Annotated in this window: 17 protein-coding genes; 16 read left to right on the top strand and 1 reads right to left on the bottom strand. The window is 66.4% G+C overall.

Going from position 1 to position 18,792, the window contains the following annotated elements; genetic code table 11:
* The first annotated feature begins 82 nt into the window (after positions 1-82).
* The 13 genes from FQU96_RS02740 to FQU96_RS02680 all read left to right on the top strand — a co-directional run bounded on the left by FQU96_RS02740 (position 83) and on the right by FQU96_RS02680 (position 13,769).
* On the top strand, positions 83-1,264 hold the full coding sequence (locus FQU96_RS02740) for an LLM class flavin-dependent oxidoreductase (RefSeq protein ID WP_178130271.1): 1,182 nt from the start codon (positions 83-85) through the stop codon (positions 1,262-1,264).
* An 11-nt stretch (positions 1,265-1,275) separates the two neighbouring features.
* Positions 1,276-2,040: an alpha/beta fold hydrolase gene (locus FQU96_RS02735; RefSeq protein WP_178130270.1), complete on the top strand. Its 765-nt coding sequence runs from the start codon at positions 1,276-1,278 to the stop codon at positions 2,038-2,040.
* 100 nt (positions 2,041-2,140) lie between these two features.
* Complete coding sequence (locus FQU96_RS02730) at positions 2,141-3,025, top strand: AraC family transcriptional regulator (RefSeq protein ID WP_146539294.1); 885 nt, start codon at positions 2,141-2,143, stop codon at positions 3,023-3,025.
* A gap of 115 nt (positions 3,026-3,140) precedes the next feature.
* Positions 3,141-3,647 (top strand): hydroxyquinol 1,2-dioxygenase, encoded by a 507-nt coding sequence (locus tag FQU96_RS02725; RefSeq protein WP_146539293.1) that lies wholly within the window; start codon positions 3,141-3,143, stop codon positions 3,645-3,647.
* A gap of 11 nt (positions 3,648-3,658) precedes the next feature.
* Positions 3,659-4,642 carry a hydroxyquinol 1,2-dioxygenase gene (locus FQU96_RS02720; RefSeq protein ID WP_146539292.1) on the top strand — a complete coding sequence of 328 codons (984 nt, stop codon included), beginning with the start codon at positions 3,659-3,661 and terminating at the stop codon, positions 4,640-4,642.
* 53 nt (positions 4,643-4,695) lie between these two features.
* On the top strand, positions 4,696-6,165 hold the full coding sequence (locus FQU96_RS02715) for an aldehyde dehydrogenase family protein (protein WP_146539291.1): 1,470 nt from the start codon (positions 4,696-4,698) through the stop codon (positions 6,163-6,165).
* A gap of 56 nt (positions 6,166-6,221) precedes the next feature.
* Positions 6,222-7,286, top strand: coding sequence for a maleylacetate reductase (locus FQU96_RS02710; RefSeq protein WP_146539290.1), 1,065 nt, complete (start codon positions 6,222-6,224; stop codon positions 7,284-7,286).
* A gap of 23 nt (positions 7,287-7,309) precedes the next feature.
* The gene (locus tag FQU96_RS02705) at positions 7,310-8,581 is read left to right on the top strand and encodes an ABC transporter substrate-binding protein (protein ID WP_146539289.1); all 1,272 of its coding nucleotides are present in this window, start codon (positions 7,310-7,312) and stop codon (positions 8,579-8,581) included.
* Between the two features lie 136 nt (positions 8,582-8,717).
* The gene (locus FQU96_RS02700; RefSeq protein WP_146539288.1) at positions 8,718-9,449 is read left to right on the top strand and encodes an ABC transporter ATP-binding protein; all 732 of its coding nucleotides are present in this window, start codon (positions 8,718-8,720) and stop codon (positions 9,447-9,449) included.
* Positions 9,449-10,150, top strand: a complete 702-nt coding sequence (locus FQU96_RS02695) for an ABC transporter ATP-binding protein (RefSeq protein ID WP_146539287.1) — start codon at positions 9,449-9,451, stop codon at positions 10,148-10,150. The genes FQU96_RS02700 and FQU96_RS02695 overlap by 1 nt, the downstream gene beginning before the upstream one ends.
* Before the next feature lie 123 nt (positions 10,151-10,273).
* Positions 10,274-11,143: a branched-chain amino acid ABC transporter permease gene (locus tag FQU96_RS02690; protein ID WP_146539286.1), complete on the top strand. Its 870-nt coding sequence runs from the start codon at positions 10,274-10,276 to the stop codon at positions 11,141-11,143.
* Between the two features lie 5 nt (positions 11,144-11,148).
* Positions 11,149-12,183, top strand: a complete 1,035-nt coding sequence (locus FQU96_RS02685) for a branched-chain amino acid ABC transporter permease (RefSeq protein ID WP_146539285.1) — start codon at positions 11,149-11,151, stop codon at positions 12,181-12,183.
* A 227-nt stretch (positions 12,184-12,410) separates the two neighbouring features.
* A complete protein-coding gene (locus FQU96_RS02680; protein ID WP_178130269.1) occupies positions 12,411-13,769 on the top strand; it encodes an MATE family efflux transporter in 1,359 nt (452 codons plus the stop codon).
* Here FQU96_RS02680 and FQU96_RS02675 read toward each other — a convergent pair.
* Positions 13,761-14,717, bottom strand: coding sequence for a sugar-binding transcriptional regulator (locus FQU96_RS02675; protein ID WP_146539283.1), 957 nt, complete (start codon positions 14,715-14,717; stop codon positions 13,761-13,763). The two genes, FQU96_RS02680 and FQU96_RS02675, sit on opposite strands and share 9 nt — an antisense overlap.
* A 181-nt stretch (positions 14,718-14,898) precedes the next feature.
* Between FQU96_RS02675 and FQU96_RS02670 the strand changes: the two genes are divergently transcribed.
* The 3 genes from FQU96_RS02670 (at position 14,899) to FQU96_RS02660 (ending at position 18,704) form a co-directional block, all read left to right on the top strand.
* Positions 14,899-16,260 (top strand): sn-glycerol-1-phosphate dehydrogenase, encoded by a 1,362-nt coding sequence (locus FQU96_RS02670; RefSeq protein ID WP_146539282.1) that lies wholly within the window; start codon positions 14,899-14,901, stop codon positions 16,258-16,260.
* A gap of 64 nt (positions 16,261-16,324) precedes the next feature.
* On the top strand, positions 16,325-17,653 hold the full coding sequence (locus tag FQU96_RS02665) for an extracellular solute-binding protein (protein ID WP_146539281.1): 1,329 nt from the start codon (positions 16,325-16,327) through the stop codon (positions 17,651-17,653).
* 103 nt (positions 17,654-17,756) lie between these two features.
* Complete coding sequence (locus FQU96_RS02660; protein ID WP_255467869.1) at positions 17,757-18,704, top strand: ABC transporter permease subunit; 948 nt, start codon at positions 17,757-17,759, stop codon at positions 18,702-18,704.
* Positions 18,705-18,792: the final 88 nt, after the last annotated feature.

Raw genomic sequence — 18,792 nt, 5'->3', positions numbered from 1 at the left:
GTTCGCAATGCGCACAAAAAGTCTGGTCGGCCGGGCAAGCCGACGATTGCCGCACCAAGGCGGCGCCGGGATGGAGAACGCGATGCCGAGGCCGGACGACCTGCAGTTCAATATGTTCCATTTCATGCCGTACATCCACTTGCCGGAGGATCATAAGAAGTACGAGTCGGTCTGGGTGGATTTCCCCAACACGATCTACGATCCGGTCAAGGGCAACCAGCTCTACACGCGCTATCTGCGCGAGATGGTGCTGGCCGACAAGCTGGGCTTCGACGGACTGGTCGTCAACGAGCACCACTCGACCAGCTACAGCATGATGCCGGCGCCGAGCCTGATCGCCGCCGCACTGATCCCGCAGACGACGCGATCCAAGATCTGTGTCTTCGGCACGCCGCTGAACCTCGAGTATCCGCATCGCGTCGCCGAGGAGTACGGCATGCTGGACGTGATGTCGGGCGGACGGCTGGAGGTGGCGCTGCCGTTGGGCACCGGCATGGAATACTGGGTGAATCCGATCAATCCGGCCACCGCGCGCGCCCGCTTCCGTGAGTCGATCGACATCCTGCTGAAGGCGTGGCGCGAAGACGGGCCGATGGCCTACGAGGGCGATTTCTACACCTACCGCTATCTCAACGTCTGGCCCAAGCCCTACCAGAAGCCGCATCCCAAGATGTACCTGGTCGGCACCGGCAGCCCGGAAACGGTCCAACTCGCGGCCGAGCTGGGCATGGGCTACTCGTCGGTCTTCGTGCCGATCTCGCGCCAGATGCAGGCCTTTGCCGAACTGCGCGAGCGGTCGCCTAAATACGGCCACGCCTTCACGCGCGACAAGGCCATCATCGGTGTCATGTGCTATGTCGCGGAAACCAAGGAGAAGGCCGAGCAGGAGTGGATGGAACACCTGTTCTTCTTCTTCAAGGACGCGTTGCGCACCACGCCGCGCTATCTCGTGCCACCGGGCTACGTGACGCCGGCCGAGTTCCGCAAGCGCATCTCCGGCCCCAACCTGCATGGCGAGCTGACATGGGAGGCGCTGACCCAGCAGTTCTTCGTCGTGTGCGGCACGCCCGACATGGTCGCCGAATCCATCGCCACCTGGTCCGAGGAAGCGCAGTCCAGCCGCATCAATTGCTTTCTGCACCTGGGCACCATGCCGCACTGGATGACGGTGAAGAACATGACGCTGTTTGCCGAAGAGGTGATCCCCCGGCTGCGCAGCAAGGCGCCGGATATGGGCCAGGCGCTGTCGCAGGCGGCCGAGTAAGGGGGCACGCCATGACCAGCTTCAAGCGCGAAGAAATCACCATCGCCGGCGTCAAGACCGTCTACCTGACGGCCGGCAGCGGCGAGCCGCTGCTGTTCCTCCATGGCGGCGGCACGTTTCACGGCTTCGAATTCGCCAAGCCGTGGACCCGGAACTTCCGCGTCCTGCTGCCCTATCATCCCGGCTTCGGCGAATCGGGCGACGATCCCGACCTGTCGTCGATGCAGGACTACGTCATGCACTATGTCGAGCTGCTGGACCGGCTCAGCCTGGACCGGGTGAACCTGGTCGGCTTCTCGCTGGGCGGCTGGCTGGCGGCGAGCTTCGCCACCCAGCACACAAGGCGCATCAACAAGCTGGTGCTGGTGGCGCCGGCCGGCCTGCGCATCAAGGAAGCGCCGACCGTCGATCTCTTCCGCATCCCCGGCGAGCAGGTGCCGGAAATGCTGGTCCACAACTTCGACGTCATCAAGCCGCACCTGCCGACCGGCTTCGACGTCGACTTCACCGTCGACCGTTACCGCGAAAGCACCACGGTGGCGCGCGTGGCCTGGGAGCGGCTGCACGACCCCAAGCTGCCGCGCTGGCTGCACCGGGTCACCGTGCCCACCCTGCTGGTCTATGGCGAGCAGGATCGCATCATACCGGCCGCCCAGGCCCCGCACTGGGCCAGGCTGATCCCGGGGGCGACGGTCAAGACGTTCCCCCAGGCCGGCCACCTCGTCCTCGACGAGAAACCCGAGGCGGTGGAAGCCGTGCAGCGGTTCCTGCAATAGGCCCAGGGCGCGGGCCTCCGGCCCACGCTCCCAGGTTGAATTGGGCCGGGCTTTGGGGTTCACTGAGCGGTCAACGTTTGTCTCACCACGGACAGACACGATGCCCGCACCGTCGATTTTCGGAACCAGCCAAACGCATGGCGTTCTGCAGCAGGTCGGCGCCCAGGTCAGCGCATCAAGCGAGGGACTGGGGTGGACGTCCGCGTATGCGTCGACCCAGCGCGAGCAGCCGTACGAAGCAAACTTTCCCGCGCTATCCGACAGCCTGATGGTGCTGCACCGCGGCGGGCCCGTCGACCTCGTCTACAACACCGGCCGCCAATCGATATCCCGGCATATTCCCAAAGGCGGCGTCTTCTTCCTGCCCGCCGGCCAGGAGTGCCGTATCCATCTGCGCGGCCTGCTCGATACCACGCATATCTATCTCCGCTCGGAGCTGTTCGGCGATGGCGGACCCGCGACATCGCTCGCAGGCCTGGCGCCCCTTTTCGGCGAGCGCGATCCCGTCCTCGAGCATCTGGCCGGGGCAGTAGGCACGATCCTTGCCGAGGCAGCGCCGTCACTGGCCGTCGATCCGATCGCCAAGGCGCTGGCCGGCCGCTTCATCGATTTGAATTTCCGCACGCCCTCGACCGGACCGTCACGTCGAAGCTACCAACTGACGAACCGGCAGTTGCGCCGGGTGCTCGACTTCATTGAAACCCATATCGAAGCCGATATCAGACTGGACGCTCTGGCCGCCCTCTGTGGCGTCAGCCCGGACTATTTCCTGCGGACCTTCAAAGCCACTGCTGGCGTGTCGCCCTATCAGTATGTCCTCAACCGCCGCGTCGAACGGGCCAAGCGGCTTCTGGCCGAGGACGCCGCCGCCAGCCTCGCCGAGGTCGCGGTACGCTGTGGATTTGCGCACCAGGAACATCTCAGCCGGATGTTCCGCCGCTTCACCGGTGTCACGCCCGGCCAGTACCGGCGCGCCAGCAGCTAGCGCCGCCGCCGCGACTTTTTCGCGATTTCGTGCAGAGCCGTCCGGGTTTCGTGCAGGCCGCGAGACCCTTGCCCGGCTAGCGTGGCGCCAGATCAATAGAGCCAGGGAGGCAATCATGCCCGATGTGAAGACCGTCTTCGGTTCACTGGCGGACTACCAGAAGGGTGGCATTCAGATCATCAATGATGATCCGAAGAACTACGTGTTCTCGAACGTCTTCGAGGTGGCATCGAAGGCCGGACCATACGACCGCATCGCCGTCGGGAAGAACTTCGAATACGTGATCGAGTGCGTGCGTGCCGACGGCACGTCACCCTGGTTCACCTGCGATCACGACGAGTTCGCGCTGGTGATGGACGGTACTGTCGAGGTGCGCCTGCAGAAGATTGGCGCCGGTCAGTCGGCGCCTGATGGCAGCGACGGCGCCGTGCTGGTGAAAGGCGAGCCTGAAGGCGCCAGGATGGGCCGCATCGTGTGCCGGCGCGGCCACATGGCGCTGCTGCCCAAGGGCACTGCCTACCAGTTCCATGCCGACAAGCCCGGCGTGATCACCATCCAGACCGTGCAAGGCCCGCTCACCGTCGAGCGCTGGGCTGAGATCTGCGAAACCAAGTCCATCTGAGGAGTTCCACGATGTCGAGCGCCATCGCCGTCCAGGCCTCAGAGCCGGACAACTACTACGGCTACCGCAGCTTCAAGCAGGGCAAGTTCGAGTTCAGCCGCGACGAGTACTTCGTGAAGGTGAAGTGGCCCAAGGGCAGCCACCTGATGCCGGCCGATGTCTTCTTACGCGCCCTGCAGCGCGACGTCGCCTGGAACTTCTTCTACGGCACGGTCAATTTCGACCATGTGTTCGGCACGCTGAACCACTACGGCACGGTCGACATGTTCGCCGGCCGCTTCAACGATGCCTACCGCAACGGCGGCCTCGACTATGTCGAGACCTACAAGTCGGACGAGCTGATGGCCACCTTCAAGGCCATTCTCGACGACTGGACCAACAAGGGTTACGACCCGTTCGCAGCACCGGAAGAGACGGCCAATCCCTACGGCCGCAAGAACGGCAGCAACGTCGATGCCATCTCCCGCCAGCGCGTGACAGCCCAGCGCATGGTGGGCTGTGCCGGCGACACGCCGATCCGTACCGACCAGAACGGCTACCCGGTCAATCGTCACTTCGCCGACGTGCCGCAGGACCAGCCCGAGATCCACGCCGAGAAGGGTTTCGAAGACGAGGTGCGCGCCTTCAACCTGTTCGGCTATCTCTCACGCTCCGACGTGACCTGGAACCCCAGCGTCTGCTCGGTGGTGCGCGACAGCCTGTACTGCCCGACGTCGGAGGAATTCATCCTGCCGGTCGAGCACGGCAACGACCGCGTCGAGTGGTTCCTGCAGATGTCCGACGAGATCACCTGGGTGGTGAAGGACAAGGAGACCGGCGCGCTGCGCGCCAACGTCACCATGCGCGCCGGCGACATCGCGGCCATGCCGGCCGACATCCGCCACCAGGGTTACTCGGCCAAGCGCTCGATGCTGCTGGTATGGGAGAACAACTCCGGGAAGATCCCTGAGCTCATCGCCAGCGGCAAGGCACCGGTCACGCCGGTGAAGTTCTGAGGCGTTCGCGCCTCTCCCGCCCGCGGGAGAGGCGATCAAGAGTGAGAAACGCGATGAGCTACCAGACCAAGCTCTTCATCGGCGGCGACTTCGTGCCGGCGCAGGATGGCGCCACGTTCGCCACGCTGAACCCGCACGACGGGTCGGTGATCGCTGACGTGGCGGAAGCGAAAGCGGCCGACGTCGATCGCGCGGTCGAGGCCGCGCGCAAGGCCTTCCCGGCCTGGCGCGACATGCCGGCAGCCGAGCGCGGCCGACTGCTGCTGAAGCTTGCCGACAAGATCGAGGAAAACGCCGATGCGCTCGCGCGACTGGAGGCGATCGACACCGGTCACCCGCTGAAGGACGCACGCGTGCTCGACGTACCGCGCACGGCGGTGACCTTCCGCTATTTTGGCGGCATCGCCGACAAGGTGCAGGGTTCCGTCGTGCCGGTCGAGGCCGGGTTCCTGAATTACGTACAGCGCGAACCGCTGGGGGTCGTGGGCCAGATCGTGCCGTGGAACTTCCCGCTGATGTTCACCAGCTGGAAGATGGGTCCGGCGCTGGCGGCGGGAAACACCGTGGTGCTGAAGCCCGCCGAGCTGACGCCGCTGTCGACCCTGCGCATCGCCGAGCTGATGGCCGAGGTCGGCTTCCCCGAAGGCGTGGTGAATATCGTGCCCGGCTACGGCGCTACCGCCGGCCAGCGGCTGGCCGAACATCCCGGCGTGGCCAAGATCGCCTTCACCGGCTCGACCGTGACCGGTCGCAAGATCGTCGAGGCCTCGGCCGGCAACCTCAAGCGCGTGCAGCTGGAGCTGGGCGGCAAGGGCGCCAACATCGTGTTCGACGACGCCGACCTGAAGGCCGCGATCAACGGCTCGGCGTTTGCGATCTTCCACAACCAGGGCCAGGCCTGCATCGCGGGCTCCCGCCTGCTGTTGCAGGACAAGATCGCCGATCAGTTCCTGGACGGCTTCGTGAAGCTCGCCAGCTCGATCCGGGTCGGCGACCCGCTCGACCCGGTGACCGAGATGGGACCGCTGACCTCGGCCGGCCATCGCGACCGCGTGCTGGCCTATTGCAAGATCGCGCACCAGGCCGGCAGCGAGATCCTGACCGGCGGCGAGCCGCCCGCCGATACCGCGCTGAGCAAGGGCTACTACGTGAAGCCCACTGTCGTGACGGCACAGCCGCAGGACCGCGTCTGCATGGAAGAAGTGTTCGGCCCGTTCGTCAGCGTCACGCGTTTCAAGGACGAGGACGACGTGATCCGCATCGCCAACGCCACGGACTACGGCCTGGGCGGCGGCCTGTGGACGACCAACCTGCAGCGTGCCCATCGCGTTGCCGCCGCGATGCAGGCCGGCATGGTGTGGATCAATTCCTACAAGCGCGTGAACCCTGGCTCGCCCTTCGGTGGCGTCAAGGCCTCGGGCTACGGCCGCGAGATGGGCTTCGAGGCCATGCACGACTACACCGACGCCAAGTCCGTGTGGGTGAACGTCGATGCCCGACTGCCGCCATGGTACCCGCGATGAACGGGAAGCGCGCCACACGTCATACCCCTCTCCCCGCGAGCGGGGAGGGGTGAACAATGATCCCCCCCTTCACATACGACCAGTTGCCGGGCCGCGTGGTGTTCGGGGCCGGGTCGCTCGCGCATCTGCCGGAGGAAGTGGCACGGCTGGGTGCCGAGCGTGCCCTCGTGCTGTCGACACCGGAACAGGTCACCGTGGCGCAGGATGTCGCCCGGCATCTCGGCGCGCGCAGCGCCGGGGTTTTCGCCAAGGCCGTCATGCACGTGCCGATCGAGGCGGCGCGCGAGGCCCGTGCCGAGGCGCAGCGACTGAAGGCTGATTGCGCCGTTGCCGTGGGCGGCGGTTCGACCACAGGGCTGGGCAAGGCCGTCGCGCTCGACAGCGGCCTGCCGATCATCGCGGTGCCCACCACCTATGCCGGATCGGAGATGACGCCGATCTACGGTCTCACCGAAGGCGGTCTGAAGAAGACGGGCCGTGATTCGCGCGTGCTGCCGCGCGCCGTGATCTACGACCCGACGCTGACCCTGAGCCTGCCGGCGACGCTGTCCGCCACCAGCGGCATGAACGCCATCGCCCATTGCGTGGAGGCGCTCTACGCCGTCGACGCCAACCCCATCGTGTCGATGTGGGCAGCGGAAGGCATTCGTGCGCTGGCGGCGGCACTGCCGGCCATTGTTGCCAAGCCGGACGATCTCGCCGCGCGGACGGATGCGCTCTATGGCGCCTGGCTCGCCGGTGCTTCGCTGGGCGCGGTCAGCATGGCGCTGCACCACAAGCTCTGCCACACGCTGGGCGGCACGTTCAACCTGCCGCACGCCGAGACGCACACCATCGTGCTGCCGCACGCCACGGCCTACAACAGCATCGCAGCGCCTGCTGCGATGGCCAGCATCGCGCACGCGATCGGCGCCGCAGACGCCGCGCGCGGCTTGCATGATCTCGCGCAGCGCCTTGGTGCACCGACATCCCTGCGCGCGCTCGGTTTGCAGGAATCCGACCTCGACCGCGCCGCCGAGATTGCCAGCAGCGCACCCTACCCCAACCCGCGTCCCATCGACCGTGCCGCCATCCGCCAGTTGCTGCAGAACGCCTGGGTGGGATCGCCGCCGTCTGTCTAAGAAAACATAACGAGGAGGAAGCCATGAGGGAGACACGCATCAAGCGCCGGCAGGCGCTCACGGGCGCCGCTGGTCTGATCGCGGCCGGCGCCGTCGGCGCACCAGCCATCGCCCAGACCAAACGCATCAAGATCGGCTACGTCAGCCCGCAGACCGGACCGCTGGCGCCATTCGCCGAGGCCGACAACTTCGTGATCGGCGGCGTGCGCGAGGCGGCCAAGGCAGGCCTCTCGATCGGCGGCCGCAACCAGGCACTCGAGATCCTGGTCAAGGACAGCCAGTCCAACCCCAACCGCGCCGCCGAGGTGGCCAACGACCTGATCCTGAAGGACCAAGTCGACCTGATGCTGGTGGCCTCGACGCCGGAGACCACCAACCCGGTGTGCGACCAGTGCGAGGTCAACGAAGTGCCGTGCGTGTCGTCGGTGGCGCCGTGGCAGCCCTGGTTCTTCGCGCGCGGCGGCAAGCCCGACGCCGGCTTCAAGTACACCTATCACTTCTTCTGGGGCCTGGAGGATGTGATTGCCGTCTTCACCAACATGTGGGGCCAAGTGCCGACCAACAAGTCTGTGGGCGGCCTGTTTCCCAACGACGGCGACGGCAATGCCTGGGGTGACAAGGAGCGCGGCTTCCCGCCGGTGCTGAGCAAGCTCGGCTACAAGCTCACCGATCCCGGCCGCTTCCAGAACCTGAACGACAATTTCTCAGCGCAGATCTCGGCCTTCAAGTCGGCCAACGTCGAGGTCGTCACCGGCGTGGTGATTCCGCCCGACCTCACGACGTTCTGGAACCAGGCGCAGCAGCAGGGCTTCAAGCCCAAGGCGGTGTCGATCGGCAAGGCGCTGCTGTTCCCGGTCGTGCTCGAGGGCCTGGGCAACGCCGGCCACAACCTCTCGACCGAGGTGTGGTGGACACCACACCATCCGTTCAAGTCGTCGCTGACCGGTGCCAGCGCCCAGCAGCTTGCCGACGGCTATACGCAGGCCAGCAAGAAGCAATGGACGCAGCCGATCGGCTTCGTGCACGCGCTGTTCGAGGTGGCGATGGACGTGATGAAGCGCTCCAAGGGCGCCGGCGAGCGCGCCAGCGTGCTGGATGCTATCGCCAAGACCAAGCTCGACACCATCGTCGGCCCGGTCGCCTGGGGTTCGGGCCCGGTGAAGAACGTCGCCAAGACGCCGCTGGTGGGCGGCCAGTGGCGCCGCGGCGGCGCCTTCAAGTACGACCTGGTGATCACCGACAACAAGACCGCACCCAACATCCCGGTCGCCGGCAAGATGGAACCCATCGGGTGATTTCCTCCCCCACGTAGTGGGGGAGGTGGCCGAAGGCCGGAGGGGGAGCCGACGTGGTCTCAGTTACCAAGATCACCACGCCTCCCCTCCGCCCCTTCGGGGCACCTCCCCAGCAAAGCTGGGGAGGATGAAAATCATGACCGCGATCCTTCGACTTGAGGGCGTCTCCAAGTCCTTCGGCGCGCTGAAGGTGATCGACGACCTGTCGTTCAGCCTGCGGCGTGGCGAGGCGTTGGGTGTGATCGGGCCCAACGGCGCCGGCAAGAGCACGATGTTCAACCTGATCACCGGCGGCCTGACACCCGGTGCCGGACGCATCCTGTTCGACGAGCGCGACATCACGCGTCTGACGCCGCCGGCACGCTGCCGCCTGGGTATCGGCCGCTCGTACCAGATCCCGCAGCCGTTCGGCGGCATGACGGTGTTCGAGAACGTGCTGGTCGGCGCCACCTTCGGCAGCGGCAAACCGGAGCGGCAGTGCCACGAGTCGTGCATCGCCGTGCTGGAGACCACCGGACTGCTGGGCAAGGCCAACCGATTGGCCGGTACGCTCACCCTGCTGGAACGCAAGCGGTTGGAGCTGGCGCGTGCGCTGTCGATCGGACCCAAGGTGCTGCTGCTGGACGAGATCGCCGGCGGCCTCACCGAAGGCGAATGCCAAGCGCTGGTCGAGACGATCCGCACCATCCACGGCAACGGCGTATCACTGATCTGGATCGAGCACGTCGTGCACGCGCTGCTGGCCGCCGTCAGCCGTCTGGTGGTGATCAATTTCGGCGCACTCTTGGCTGAAGGCGAGCCGCAGGCCGTCATGAACGATCCCCGCGTGCAGTCGGTGTACATGGGCATCGACGAGGATGCCGCGTGATGGCACCGCTCCTGGAAACACGCGGCCTGACGGCATTCTACGGCGACTTCCAGGCGCTGTTCGGCATCGATGTGGCCATCGATCGCGGCGAGACCATTGCCATCATCGGCGCCAATGGCGCCGGCAAGTCGACGTTCCTGCGCGTGATCTGCGGCTTGCTGGGTGCCGAACCCGATCGCGTGCGCCATCGCGACGAGGCCATCGGCGGCCTGCCGGCCAACCGCATCGTGGCACGTGGCATTGCCATGGTGCTCGAAGGGCGACGCTTGTTCGCCTCGCTCAGCGTCGAGGAAAATCTGCGGATGGGCGCCGATGTCGGCCGCAAGGGGCCATGGTCGCTGGAACGTCTCTACCGGCTGTTCCCGATCCTGGCCGAGCGTCGGCGCGCATCGCCTGCGACATTGTCCGGCGGCCAGCAGCAGATGGCCGCGATCGGCCGTGCGCTGATGACCAATCCCGACGTGCTGCTGTGCGACGAAGTCTCGCTCGGCCTGGCGCCGGTCGTGATCCGCGAGCTCTACGCCGCCCTGCCCGCGATCCGCGCCGAGGGCACAGCGATCGTGGTCGTCGAGCAGGACATCAACCAGGCACTGCAGGTGGCCGACCGGGTCTACTGCTTCATGGAAGGCCGGGTGACGCTGACCGGGACGCCCAAGGCGCTGTCGCGCGAGCAGATCCGCGCGGCTTACTTCGGGATGTAGGTAGAAGATGGTAGTGCGCAACTGTCATTCCGAGCGCAGCGAGGAATCTCGCTGCCATGGCGCACTGTGCGTCATCTGCAAAAGATCCCTCGCTCCGCTCGGGATGACTGTACGGGGCAATCCATGACCGCCGCGCTCGACACGGTCCTGCAGGGCACCCTGCTGGGCGGGCTGTATGCCCTGTTCGCCGCCGGCCTGAGCCTGATCTTCGGCATCATGCGACTGGTCAACATCGCGCACGGCGATCTGATCGTGCTGGCGGCCTATGTCGCGCTGGTTGCCGTACAGGCGAGCGGCATCGGGCCGATCGAGAGCCTGGTGATCGTGGTGCCGGTGATGTTCGCCGTGGGCTATGGCCTGCAACGTGGCCTGCTCAACAGCACGCTCGATCGTGGCATCCTGCCGCCGCTGCTGGTGACCTTCGGGCTGTCGATCATCATCCAGAACGCGCTGTTGGAAGGCTTCTCGGCCGACAGCCGCAAACTGCAAGCCGGCGCCTTGGAGATCGCGAGCCTGCGGCTAGGTCCGGATCTCGCCGTCGGCTGGTTCCCGCTGCTGATCTTCCTCACCGCCGTCGCCGTGATCGCCGGCCTCCAGGTGCTGCTCTACCGCACACGCGTGGGCCGCGCCTTTCGCGCCGTGTCGGACGACCCGGAGGCTGCGCGTCTCTACGGTGTCGACAACCGGCACCTGTTCGCGCTGGCCATGGCGCTGGCGCTGGCCGTGGTATCGATCGCCGCGGTGTTCCTGGCCGTGCGCACCAATTTCGATCCTGCCGTCGGACCGGCGCGCCTGCTGTTCGCGTTCGAGGCGGTGATTATCGGCGGGCTGGGCAGCCTGTGGGGCACCCTGGCCGGCGGCGTCATCCTGGGCGTGGCGCAGAGCGTGGGCGCCAAGATCGATCCGGCCTGGCAACTGCTGGCCGGCCATGTCGCCTTCCTGCTGGTGCTGGTTTTGCGGCCACGCGGCCTCTTCCCACGCGCGGTGGATTGACGCCCATGACGACCCATGCTGTCCACCGTGGCACACGCACCAGCAGGACCGGCGTGCTGCTGGCGATCGCCGTGATCATCGGTTTGCTCAGCGTGCCGTTCTGGGCCGGCCGCGCCGACATGCGCCTGATCGTCGAGATGGCTTATTTCCTGGCACTGGCGCAGATGTGGAACCTGATGGCGGGCTATGCAGGCCTGGTCTCGATCGGCCAGCAGGCTTATGTCGGCATTGGCGGTTACGCGCTCTTTGCGCTCGCCATCCATGCCGATGTGCCGCCGCTTTTGGCGCTGCCGCTGGCCGGCCTGATCGCGGCACTGATTGCCGTGCCGACCGCGTTCGTGGTGTTCCGCCTGCGCGGTGCCTATTTCGCGATCGGCACCTGGGTGGCAGCCGAGGTCTTCCGGCTGGTGCTGGCGCAGGTCACGGCACTGGGCGGCGGCACGGGACAGAGCCTGCCGGCCACGATCGTGCGCTCCATCGCCGACAGCGTCGATGGTCGTGACAGGCTGATCTACTTCACCGGCATTGCGCTCGCCGTCTGCGCCACGGCGCTGGTGTTCCTGCTGCTGCGCTCGCGCCATGGCCTGGCACTGACCGCGCTGCGCGACGCCGAGGGCGCCGCCGAAAGCCTGGGGGTCGACCGTTTCCGCACGCAGCTGTGGGTCTACATCGTGGCAGCGCTCGGCACCGGCATGATCGGCGCCCTGATCTTCCTGCAGAAGCTTCGGATCTCACCCGACGCCGCCTTCAGCGTCAGCGACTGGACGGCCAACGTGATCTTCATCGTGGTGATCGGCGGCATCGGCCGCATCGAAGGCCCGATCGTCGGCACATTGGTGTTCTTCGCGCTGCGCGCGCTGCTGGCCGACTTCGGCACCTGGTACATGATCGTACTGGGCGGTGTCGCGGTGATCGTCATGCTCAAGGCGCCGCAGGGCCTGTGGGGCCTCGTGGCCGACCGCTTCGGCCTCGACTTCTTCCCGGTGCGCAGGCTTGTACGTTCCTGGGAGCGCGGGCCTCCGGCTCGCAACGACGCGTAGCACATGAGCAGGCGAGGCGCCCGCGCTCCCAGGCCTTGCCATGAGCGCCAAGACTCGTCACATTGCGGCCGCTGCGAGGATCTCTTCGAACAATGATAGAGCGCCAGTAACACACGGTCTGAAGGTCGGCACGACGCCCGGGCTCCCCGCCCGCTTCGACCGCCTGTCCATGGACAGGAAGAGGCACAGCGATGCTGTGCGTGTGCGCTGTATCTTCGGAGTTCCTCGTGTCCCATCCCTTGTTGACCGCGCCCATCGGGCCGGCCCTGCTGCGCCTGGCAGGTCCCACCACAGGTGTCATGGTCCTGCAGATGCTCGTTGCCGTCGCCGACATCTACTTCGTCGGCCGACTGGGCACCGATGCCTTGGCCGGGATGGCGCTGGTCTTTCCCTTCATGGCGCTGATGGTGAACAACGCCAACGGCGGCATCGGCGGTGGCGTGGCCGCGGCGTTGGCGCGCGCGCTGGGCGCCGGACGGCACGACGATGCCAACGCGCTGGTGTTCCATGCGCTGATTCTCGGCGCAGCCTTCGGGCTGGGCTTCACCATCCTAGCCTGGGCGGCAGCGCCCGCGTTCTATCGCCTGCTGGGTGGCAGCGGGCCTGCACTGACGCAGGCGCTTGCCTTCAGTGACGTGTGGTACTGCGGCGCCATCGCCGTCTGGTTGGCCGCCTTCATAGCGGCGCTTCTGCGCGGCAGCGGCAACGCCGCTGCATCAGCCCGCATCACGGTGATCGCCTCGCTGGTGTATGTGCCACTGGCTGGCGCGCTGACGCTCGGTACCGGCGACTGGCCAGGATGGGGCATGGTCGGTCTTGCGATCGCCTCGATCGCAACCTCCATCGCCGCGGCTCTGCTGTTGGCGCAGGCCGTGTGGCGCGGTGGGCTTGGATTCATGCCGACATTACGCGGCGTCCGCCTGCAGCGCCGGCTGTTCGCCGACATTCTCCACGTGGGCATCATCAGCGTACTGGGTACCCTCATTGCCAGCGTCGCTGCCATGGTGATGACGGGCCTGGTGGGCCAGTTCGGCGCCACGGCGTTGGCGGGCTACGGCGTGGGCGTGCGCCTGGAATTCATGCTGGCGCCGCTCGCCTTCGGCATCGGCACGGGATTGACGACGCTGGTCGGCGTGGCCGCCGGCGCCGATGACTGGAAGCGCGCGATGCGCGCGACCTGGATCGGCGGGCTCGTTGCCTTCGGCTTCATCGGTGCCATCGGCTGGACGGTGGCGCTGCTGCCCGAGACCTGGTCGCGCCTGTTCACCAGCGACCCGCCCGTGATCGCCACCAGTGTCTCCTACATCACCCACGTGGCGCCGTTCTTTTGTCTCTTCGGGCTCGGGCTGACGCTGCACTTCGCGAGCCAGGGTGCGGGACGCATGGTCGTGCCATTCCTGGCCAGCGTCGCGCGCCTGGTCGTAGCCACGGTCGGCGGCTGGCTCGCCATCGTGTGGGGCATGGAAATTGCCGGCGTGTTCGTCGCCATCGCAATCGGCATCATCGTGTATGGCGTCCTGATCGCCGGCACGCTTCTCCTTTCTCCCTGGAGATCCACGGTGCCGCCGGAACGATCGTCACCCTAGCCCGCGCAGCAGCCCCATGGCTGCGCGGACGGTGGCCTCGTCCGACACCAGGACCGAGCACAGGCGCGCGCGCAGGACGGCGGCGAGGACCGCCGCCTTGTTCAGGCCGCCCGAGGCGACGATCACCGTCGAAATATCGCGCAGGATGGCGATGGGCGGTGCGATCACGCGCTGATTCAGCCCATGCTTGACCGGCGCGCCGCGCGGATCGAGGAATGTACCCATGATGTCGCCGACCGCACCGGACGTGCGCAGCGACTCGACGGTGACGTCGCGTGGCAGGCCGTAGCGGATCAGCAGCGAACGCCGGCTGAGATCGCCGACGCTGAGCAGTGCGACATCGTTGGTGGCGATCCGCTGCAGGGAGTCGCGGAAAACGTCCTGGGCCAGGATGGTGTCGCGCGACTTGGCGCTGCCGGCATAGATCGGCGCCGCGAAATAGTTGCACTGCGCGGCGATGCGGCTGGCGAGGCTACTGGCGATCTCGAAGGTATTGAGTTCCAGCCCGTGCGTGAGGCCGCCCATCATCGAGTTCACGCTGAGTTCGGGAAAACTGCCGGCGCGCAGGTGGCGAACCGCCTCGCGCAGGGTCGTGCCCCAGCCGATACCCAGCCCGCGCACGCGGTTCTCGTCGAGATGACGCGACAGATACTCGGCCGCGGCGCGGCCCAGCACGACCGGCACCTGATCAGGATCGGATGGCGTCGGCACGACCACGGCGTCGCGCAGCGCGGTTTCCGCCACGAGCTGCCGTTCCAGCGCGACGCAGTCCGACAGCCGGGAATTGACCTGGATGCTGACCAGCCCGCTGGCGCGCGCCTCGCCCAGCAGGCGATTGGCCCGCAGGCGCGTGATGCCCAGGCGCGTCGCGATATCAGCCTGAGTCAGGCCCTCCATGAAGTAGAGCCACGCCACGCGCACGCGCAGCTGCTCGTCATCTGCCGTCATGCCTCACACCCCACTCCGGGCTCGCCGCGCGCACCGTGCAGCAGCAGCCACCATGCCGACAAGGACTGATCTTGAGCGCTGCCATCACTCTGAAACATATGTATGTCACTCTATACAAATGTTATCGAGATTGATAGGGTGGTGGCGACAAAGGCTTCGTGACGGGGGCGCTGTCGCGCCGATGGATACGCTGGATCATCAGTTGCCGGTTGCCCTGCGCCGCACCGTGACCACACGGCAGATGCGCGTCGGCGCTGGCGTGCTGGCCGCCCTGCCATCGGCGCTGCAACAGGCGTTGCCGGCGGACACGTATGTCATCATTGCCGATGCCAACACATGGGCTGCCGCCGGTGAGCAGGTTGCGGCGCGGCTCGCAGGGGCCGGATTGGCGACGGCATCACCGTTGATCCTACAGGAAGCCCCGAAGGTCCAGCCGCGCGTCGAAACGGCCCGCACCCTGGCCGAAAGCCTGCGCGGCGGCACAGCCGCGCCTGTCGCGGTCGGCGCCGGCGTCATCAACGACCTGGTGAAGTACGCCGCGTCACTGGCCGAGCAACCATACGCCTGTGTGCCGACGGCGGCATCGATGGACGGCTACGCCGCGTCAGGCGCCGCCCTGCGTGATGGCGGCTTCAAGCGCACCTTTGCCTGCCCGGCGCCGGCCGCGGTCATCGCCGACCTCGACGTGATCGCGACGGCCCCGGTCGATATGGCGGCGTGGGGTTATGGCGACCTCGCGGGAAAGCTGGTGGCCGGCGCCGACTGGGTGGTGGCCGACGCGTTGGGCGCCGAGGCGCTGAACGCTGGCCCCTTCGCGCTGGTGCAGGACAATCTCGCGGCGTGGCTGAAACAGCCGGACGCCATCCGGCGTGGCGATCGCGGCGCGCTCGAAGGCCTGGTGCGCGGCCTGCTGACAGCGGGACTGGCCATGCAGGCACATGGCAACTCGCGCCCGGCCAGCGGCAGCGACCACCAGTTCGCCCATCTCTGGGAGATGGAGGAACTCGCCGTCGACGGCGTACCCGTGTCGCACGGCGCCTGCGTCGGCGTGGGCTGTCTCTCGATGCTGGCAGCATACGAATGGCTGCTGCGCCAGGACATGGCCGTCATCACGCCGGCCACATTGGCGGCGCGATTGCCGTCACCCGAAGCGCTGCGGGACGAGGTCGCCACAGCTTTTCATATACCGTTCATGGCCGCCAACGCCGAAACCGAAACCCTGGCCAAGGCCAGTGATGCGGCAGCGGCTGAGCGGCGTCTGAAGACACTGCAAGCATGCTGGCCGACCCTGGCGGCCCGCCTGCGCCGGATGTTGCCGCAGGCCGCCGACGTACGGCAGTGGCTGCAGGCTGTCGGCGCGCCGGCGAGTGCCACCGCCATCGGCGTAGCGCCGCAGAAGCATGCCGCCGACTACCGGCGCGCACGCCTGATTCGGCGCCGCTACACGGCGCTCGATCTGCTGCACGAATTGGGGTGGCTGGATGCCGCTGTGAACAGCTTGTTCGACAGTAGTGGTTTCTGGGGGCAACCGCACACAGCGTAGGCGTGACCAGGGAGCGGCCGCCATGCCCGTAGCGCGCTCCCGGCAACACTCAGGGAGGGGTACGATGGGAATGACTCGAAAAGGACTTGCATCGGGGTTGTTGGCTGCGTGCCTGACGGTCGGTACCGCCATGTCCGCCGCAGCGCAGAAGGTCGAGGTGCAATTCTGGCACGCCATGGGCGGCGTGCTGGGCGAGCGCGTCGATGAACTGGTCAAGAAGTTCAACGACTCGCAGGCCAAGTACACCGTCGTCGCCGTGAACAAGGGCAACTACGACGAGGTGATCAACGGCACCATCGCAGCCTATCGCGCCAAGAAGGCACCGCACATGGTGCAGATCTATGAGCGCGGCTTCATGACGATGCTGATGTCCGACGCCATCGTCCCGGTACAGGACCTGCTGACCGAGAAGAAGTACGCGAGCGACTGGAACGACTTCATCAAACCGGTCGCCGGCTACTACCGCTACAAGGGCAAGCTGATGAGCATGCCCTTCAACTCATCGACGCCGATTCTGTGGTACAATAAGGAGCATTTTGAAAAGGCCGGCTTCAAGGATGGTCCGGCGCGGACCTGGCCGGAGTTCGAGAAGCAGCTCTATGAGATCAAGGCCAAGGGCATTGCCGACTGCGGCTCATCGCTGGCCGGCGATTATTTCTGGAGCCTGGTCGAGAACTACAGCGTGGTGAACGACCAGCCTTTCGGCACCAAGTCCAACGGCTTCGATGGGCTCGACACCGAGTTCGTCTACAACAAGACCCTCGTCGTGCAACAGGTGACCCGACTGAAGAAATGGGTCGACGACGGCGTGATGCAGATCGCGGGCCAGGGCCTCAACCCCGAGCAGCTCTACACCTCGGGCAAGTGCTCGACCTTCTTCGCCTCGACGGCGGCACATGGCAGCGTCGAGCGCAGTGCCAAGATCGCGTGGAGCGCCACCTATCTGCCGGTCGAACCGGGTATCGAGGCCCGCAACAGCACCATCGGCGGTGCCACGATCTGGGTGCTCAAGGGCCACAAGTCGGACGAGTACGCGGCGGTCGCGGCGTTCCTGAATTTCCTCGCCAGCCCCGAACTGCAGGTGTGGTGGCACAAGGTCACGGGCTACGTGCCGCTCACCGGCAAGGCCCATCAGCTGGCCAAGCAGGAAGGATACTACACCGCCAACCCGACACGGGAGATTGCCATCCTGCAGCTGAGCCGCGGCACGCCGACGGCCAACTCGCAGGGCTTCCGCTTCGGCAACTTCACGCAGACCACGTTCGCGCTGCGCCAGGAGCTGGAGTCGGTGTTCGCCAACAAGAAGCCGCCGCAACAGGCGCTTGATGATGCCGTGCGCCGCGGCAACGATATCCTGCGCCAGTTCGAGAAGCTGAATGCAGGGAAATACTGATCACTCGCCTCTCCCGCTTGCGGGAGAGGTCGCCGAGCGCGCCAGCGATCGGCGGGTGAGGGCCCAAGGACTCAGCAACGCGTCCGTGGTCCCTCACCCTCCCATCGCGCTGTCGCGCGACGGGCCCCTCCCTCTCCCGCGCGCGGGAGAGGGCAGAGCGTCCGGCCTGAAGCGGGCGCATTTCCGGCAGTCGCGCCTGCCGTGGCTGCTGCTGTTGCCGCAGCTGCTGGTGCTGGCACTGTTCTTTTTCATCCCGGCGTTTCGCGCCCTGGCGCAGGCCTTCCTGCTGACCGATCCGTTTGGCACCCGCGTCCAGTTCGTGTGGTTCGACAATTTCCGCGCCCTGCTGTCGAGCCCGGAATACCAGTCGTCGGTCTGGGTCACGATCTGGTTCACCCTGGCACAGAGTGCGCTCACCATCGTGATCGCGGGCGTGTTGGCCTTCGCCACCGACCGCGTCATCCGCGCACGGGGCCTCTATCGCAGCGTCATCCTGCTGCCCTACGCCGTGGCGCCGGTCATCGCCGGCATTCTCTGGGCCTTCCTGTTCAATCCGGCCGTGGGTCCGATCGCGCATGCCTTGCACGCCCTGGGCATCGGCTGGGATCCCAACCGCAGCGGGCGCGACGCCTTCATCCTGGTCACCCTCGCCGCCACCTGGAAGCACATCTGCTACGACTACATCTTCCTGGTCGCGGCGCTGCTGGCAGTGCCGCCCTCGCTGCTGGAGGCGGCCGCGGTCGACGGCGCCGGGCCGGCGCGACGATTCTTTCTGATCGCGCTGCCGATGATCGGCCCGACAGTGTTCTTCCTGCTGGTGATGAACTTCGTCTACGGCTTCTTCGAGACCTTCGCGATCATCGATGCCGTCACCCACGGCGGCCCGGGCGGCGCCACCATGATCCTGGTCTACAAGGTGTACCAGGACGGCTTTGTGCATATCGATCTCGGTTCGTCGGCGGCGCAGTCCGTGCTGCTGATGATCTTCGCCGTCACCCTGACCCTGCTGCAATTCCGCTACGTCGAGCGGAACGTGAACTACGATGTGTAGGGGGCGGGCATGATGCGGGCAGCATTTCGGACCGCGGGCGTCCACGCCCGCATTCGCTCGCAGCGAAGCGAAGAGCGAAAGACGGTCG

The organism is Reyranella sp. CPCC 100927 (assembly GCF_007859315.1).
Classification (GTDB): domain Bacteria; phylum Pseudomonadota; class Alphaproteobacteria; order Reyranellales; family Reyranellaceae; genus Vineibacter.
The sequence above is the reverse complement of the archived record's forward strand: the minus strand, read 5'-3'. Positions and strand labels throughout refer to the sequence as shown.

Coding starts and splice junctions, on each gene's coding strand:
- FQU96_RS02740 (WP_178130271.1), top strand. CDS start 83: ATGCCGAGGCCGGACGACCTGCAGTTCAATATGTTCCATTTCATGCCG.
- FQU96_RS02735 (WP_178130270.1), top strand. CDS start 1,276: ATGACCAGCTTCAAGCGCGAAGAAATCACCATCGCCGGCGTCAAGACC.
- FQU96_RS02730 (WP_146539294.1), top strand. CDS start 2,141: ATGCCCGCACCGTCGATTTTCGGAACCAGCCAAACGCATGGCGTTCTG.
- FQU96_RS02725 (WP_146539293.1), top strand. CDS start 3,141: ATGCCCGATGTGAAGACCGTCTTCGGTTCACTGGCGGACTACCAGAAG.
- FQU96_RS02720 (WP_146539292.1), top strand. CDS start 3,659: ATGTCGAGCGCCATCGCCGTCCAGGCCTCAGAGCCGGACAACTACTAC.
- FQU96_RS02715 (WP_146539291.1), top strand. CDS start 4,696: ATGAGCTACCAGACCAAGCTCTTCATCGGCGGCGACTTCGTGCCGGCG.
- FQU96_RS02710 (WP_146539290.1), top strand. CDS start 6,222: ATGATCCCCCCCTTCACATACGACCAGTTGCCGGGCCGCGTGGTGTTC.
- FQU96_RS02705 (WP_146539289.1), top strand. CDS start 7,310: ATGAGGGAGACACGCATCAAGCGCCGGCAGGCGCTCACGGGCGCCGCT.
- FQU96_RS02700 (WP_146539288.1), top strand. CDS start 8,718: ATGACCGCGATCCTTCGACTTGAGGGCGTCTCCAAGTCCTTCGGCGCG.
- FQU96_RS02695 (WP_146539287.1), top strand. CDS start 9,449: ATGGCACCGCTCCTGGAAACACGCGGCCTGACGGCATTCTACGGCGAC.
- FQU96_RS02690 (WP_146539286.1), top strand. CDS start 10,274: ATGACCGCCGCGCTCGACACGGTCCTGCAGGGCACCCTGCTGGGCGGG.
- FQU96_RS02685 (WP_146539285.1), top strand. CDS start 11,149: ATGACGACCCATGCTGTCCACCGTGGCACACGCACCAGCAGGACCGGC.
- FQU96_RS02675 (WP_146539283.1), bottom strand. CDS start 14,717: ATGACGGCAGATGACGAGCAGCTGCGCGTGCGCGTGGCGTGGCTCTAC.
- FQU96_RS02670 (WP_146539282.1), top strand. CDS start 14,899: ATGGATACGCTGGATCATCAGTTGCCGGTTGCCCTGCGCCGCACCGTG.
- FQU96_RS02665 (WP_146539281.1), top strand. CDS start 16,325: ATGGGAATGACTCGAAAAGGACTTGCATCGGGGTTGTTGGCTGCGTGC.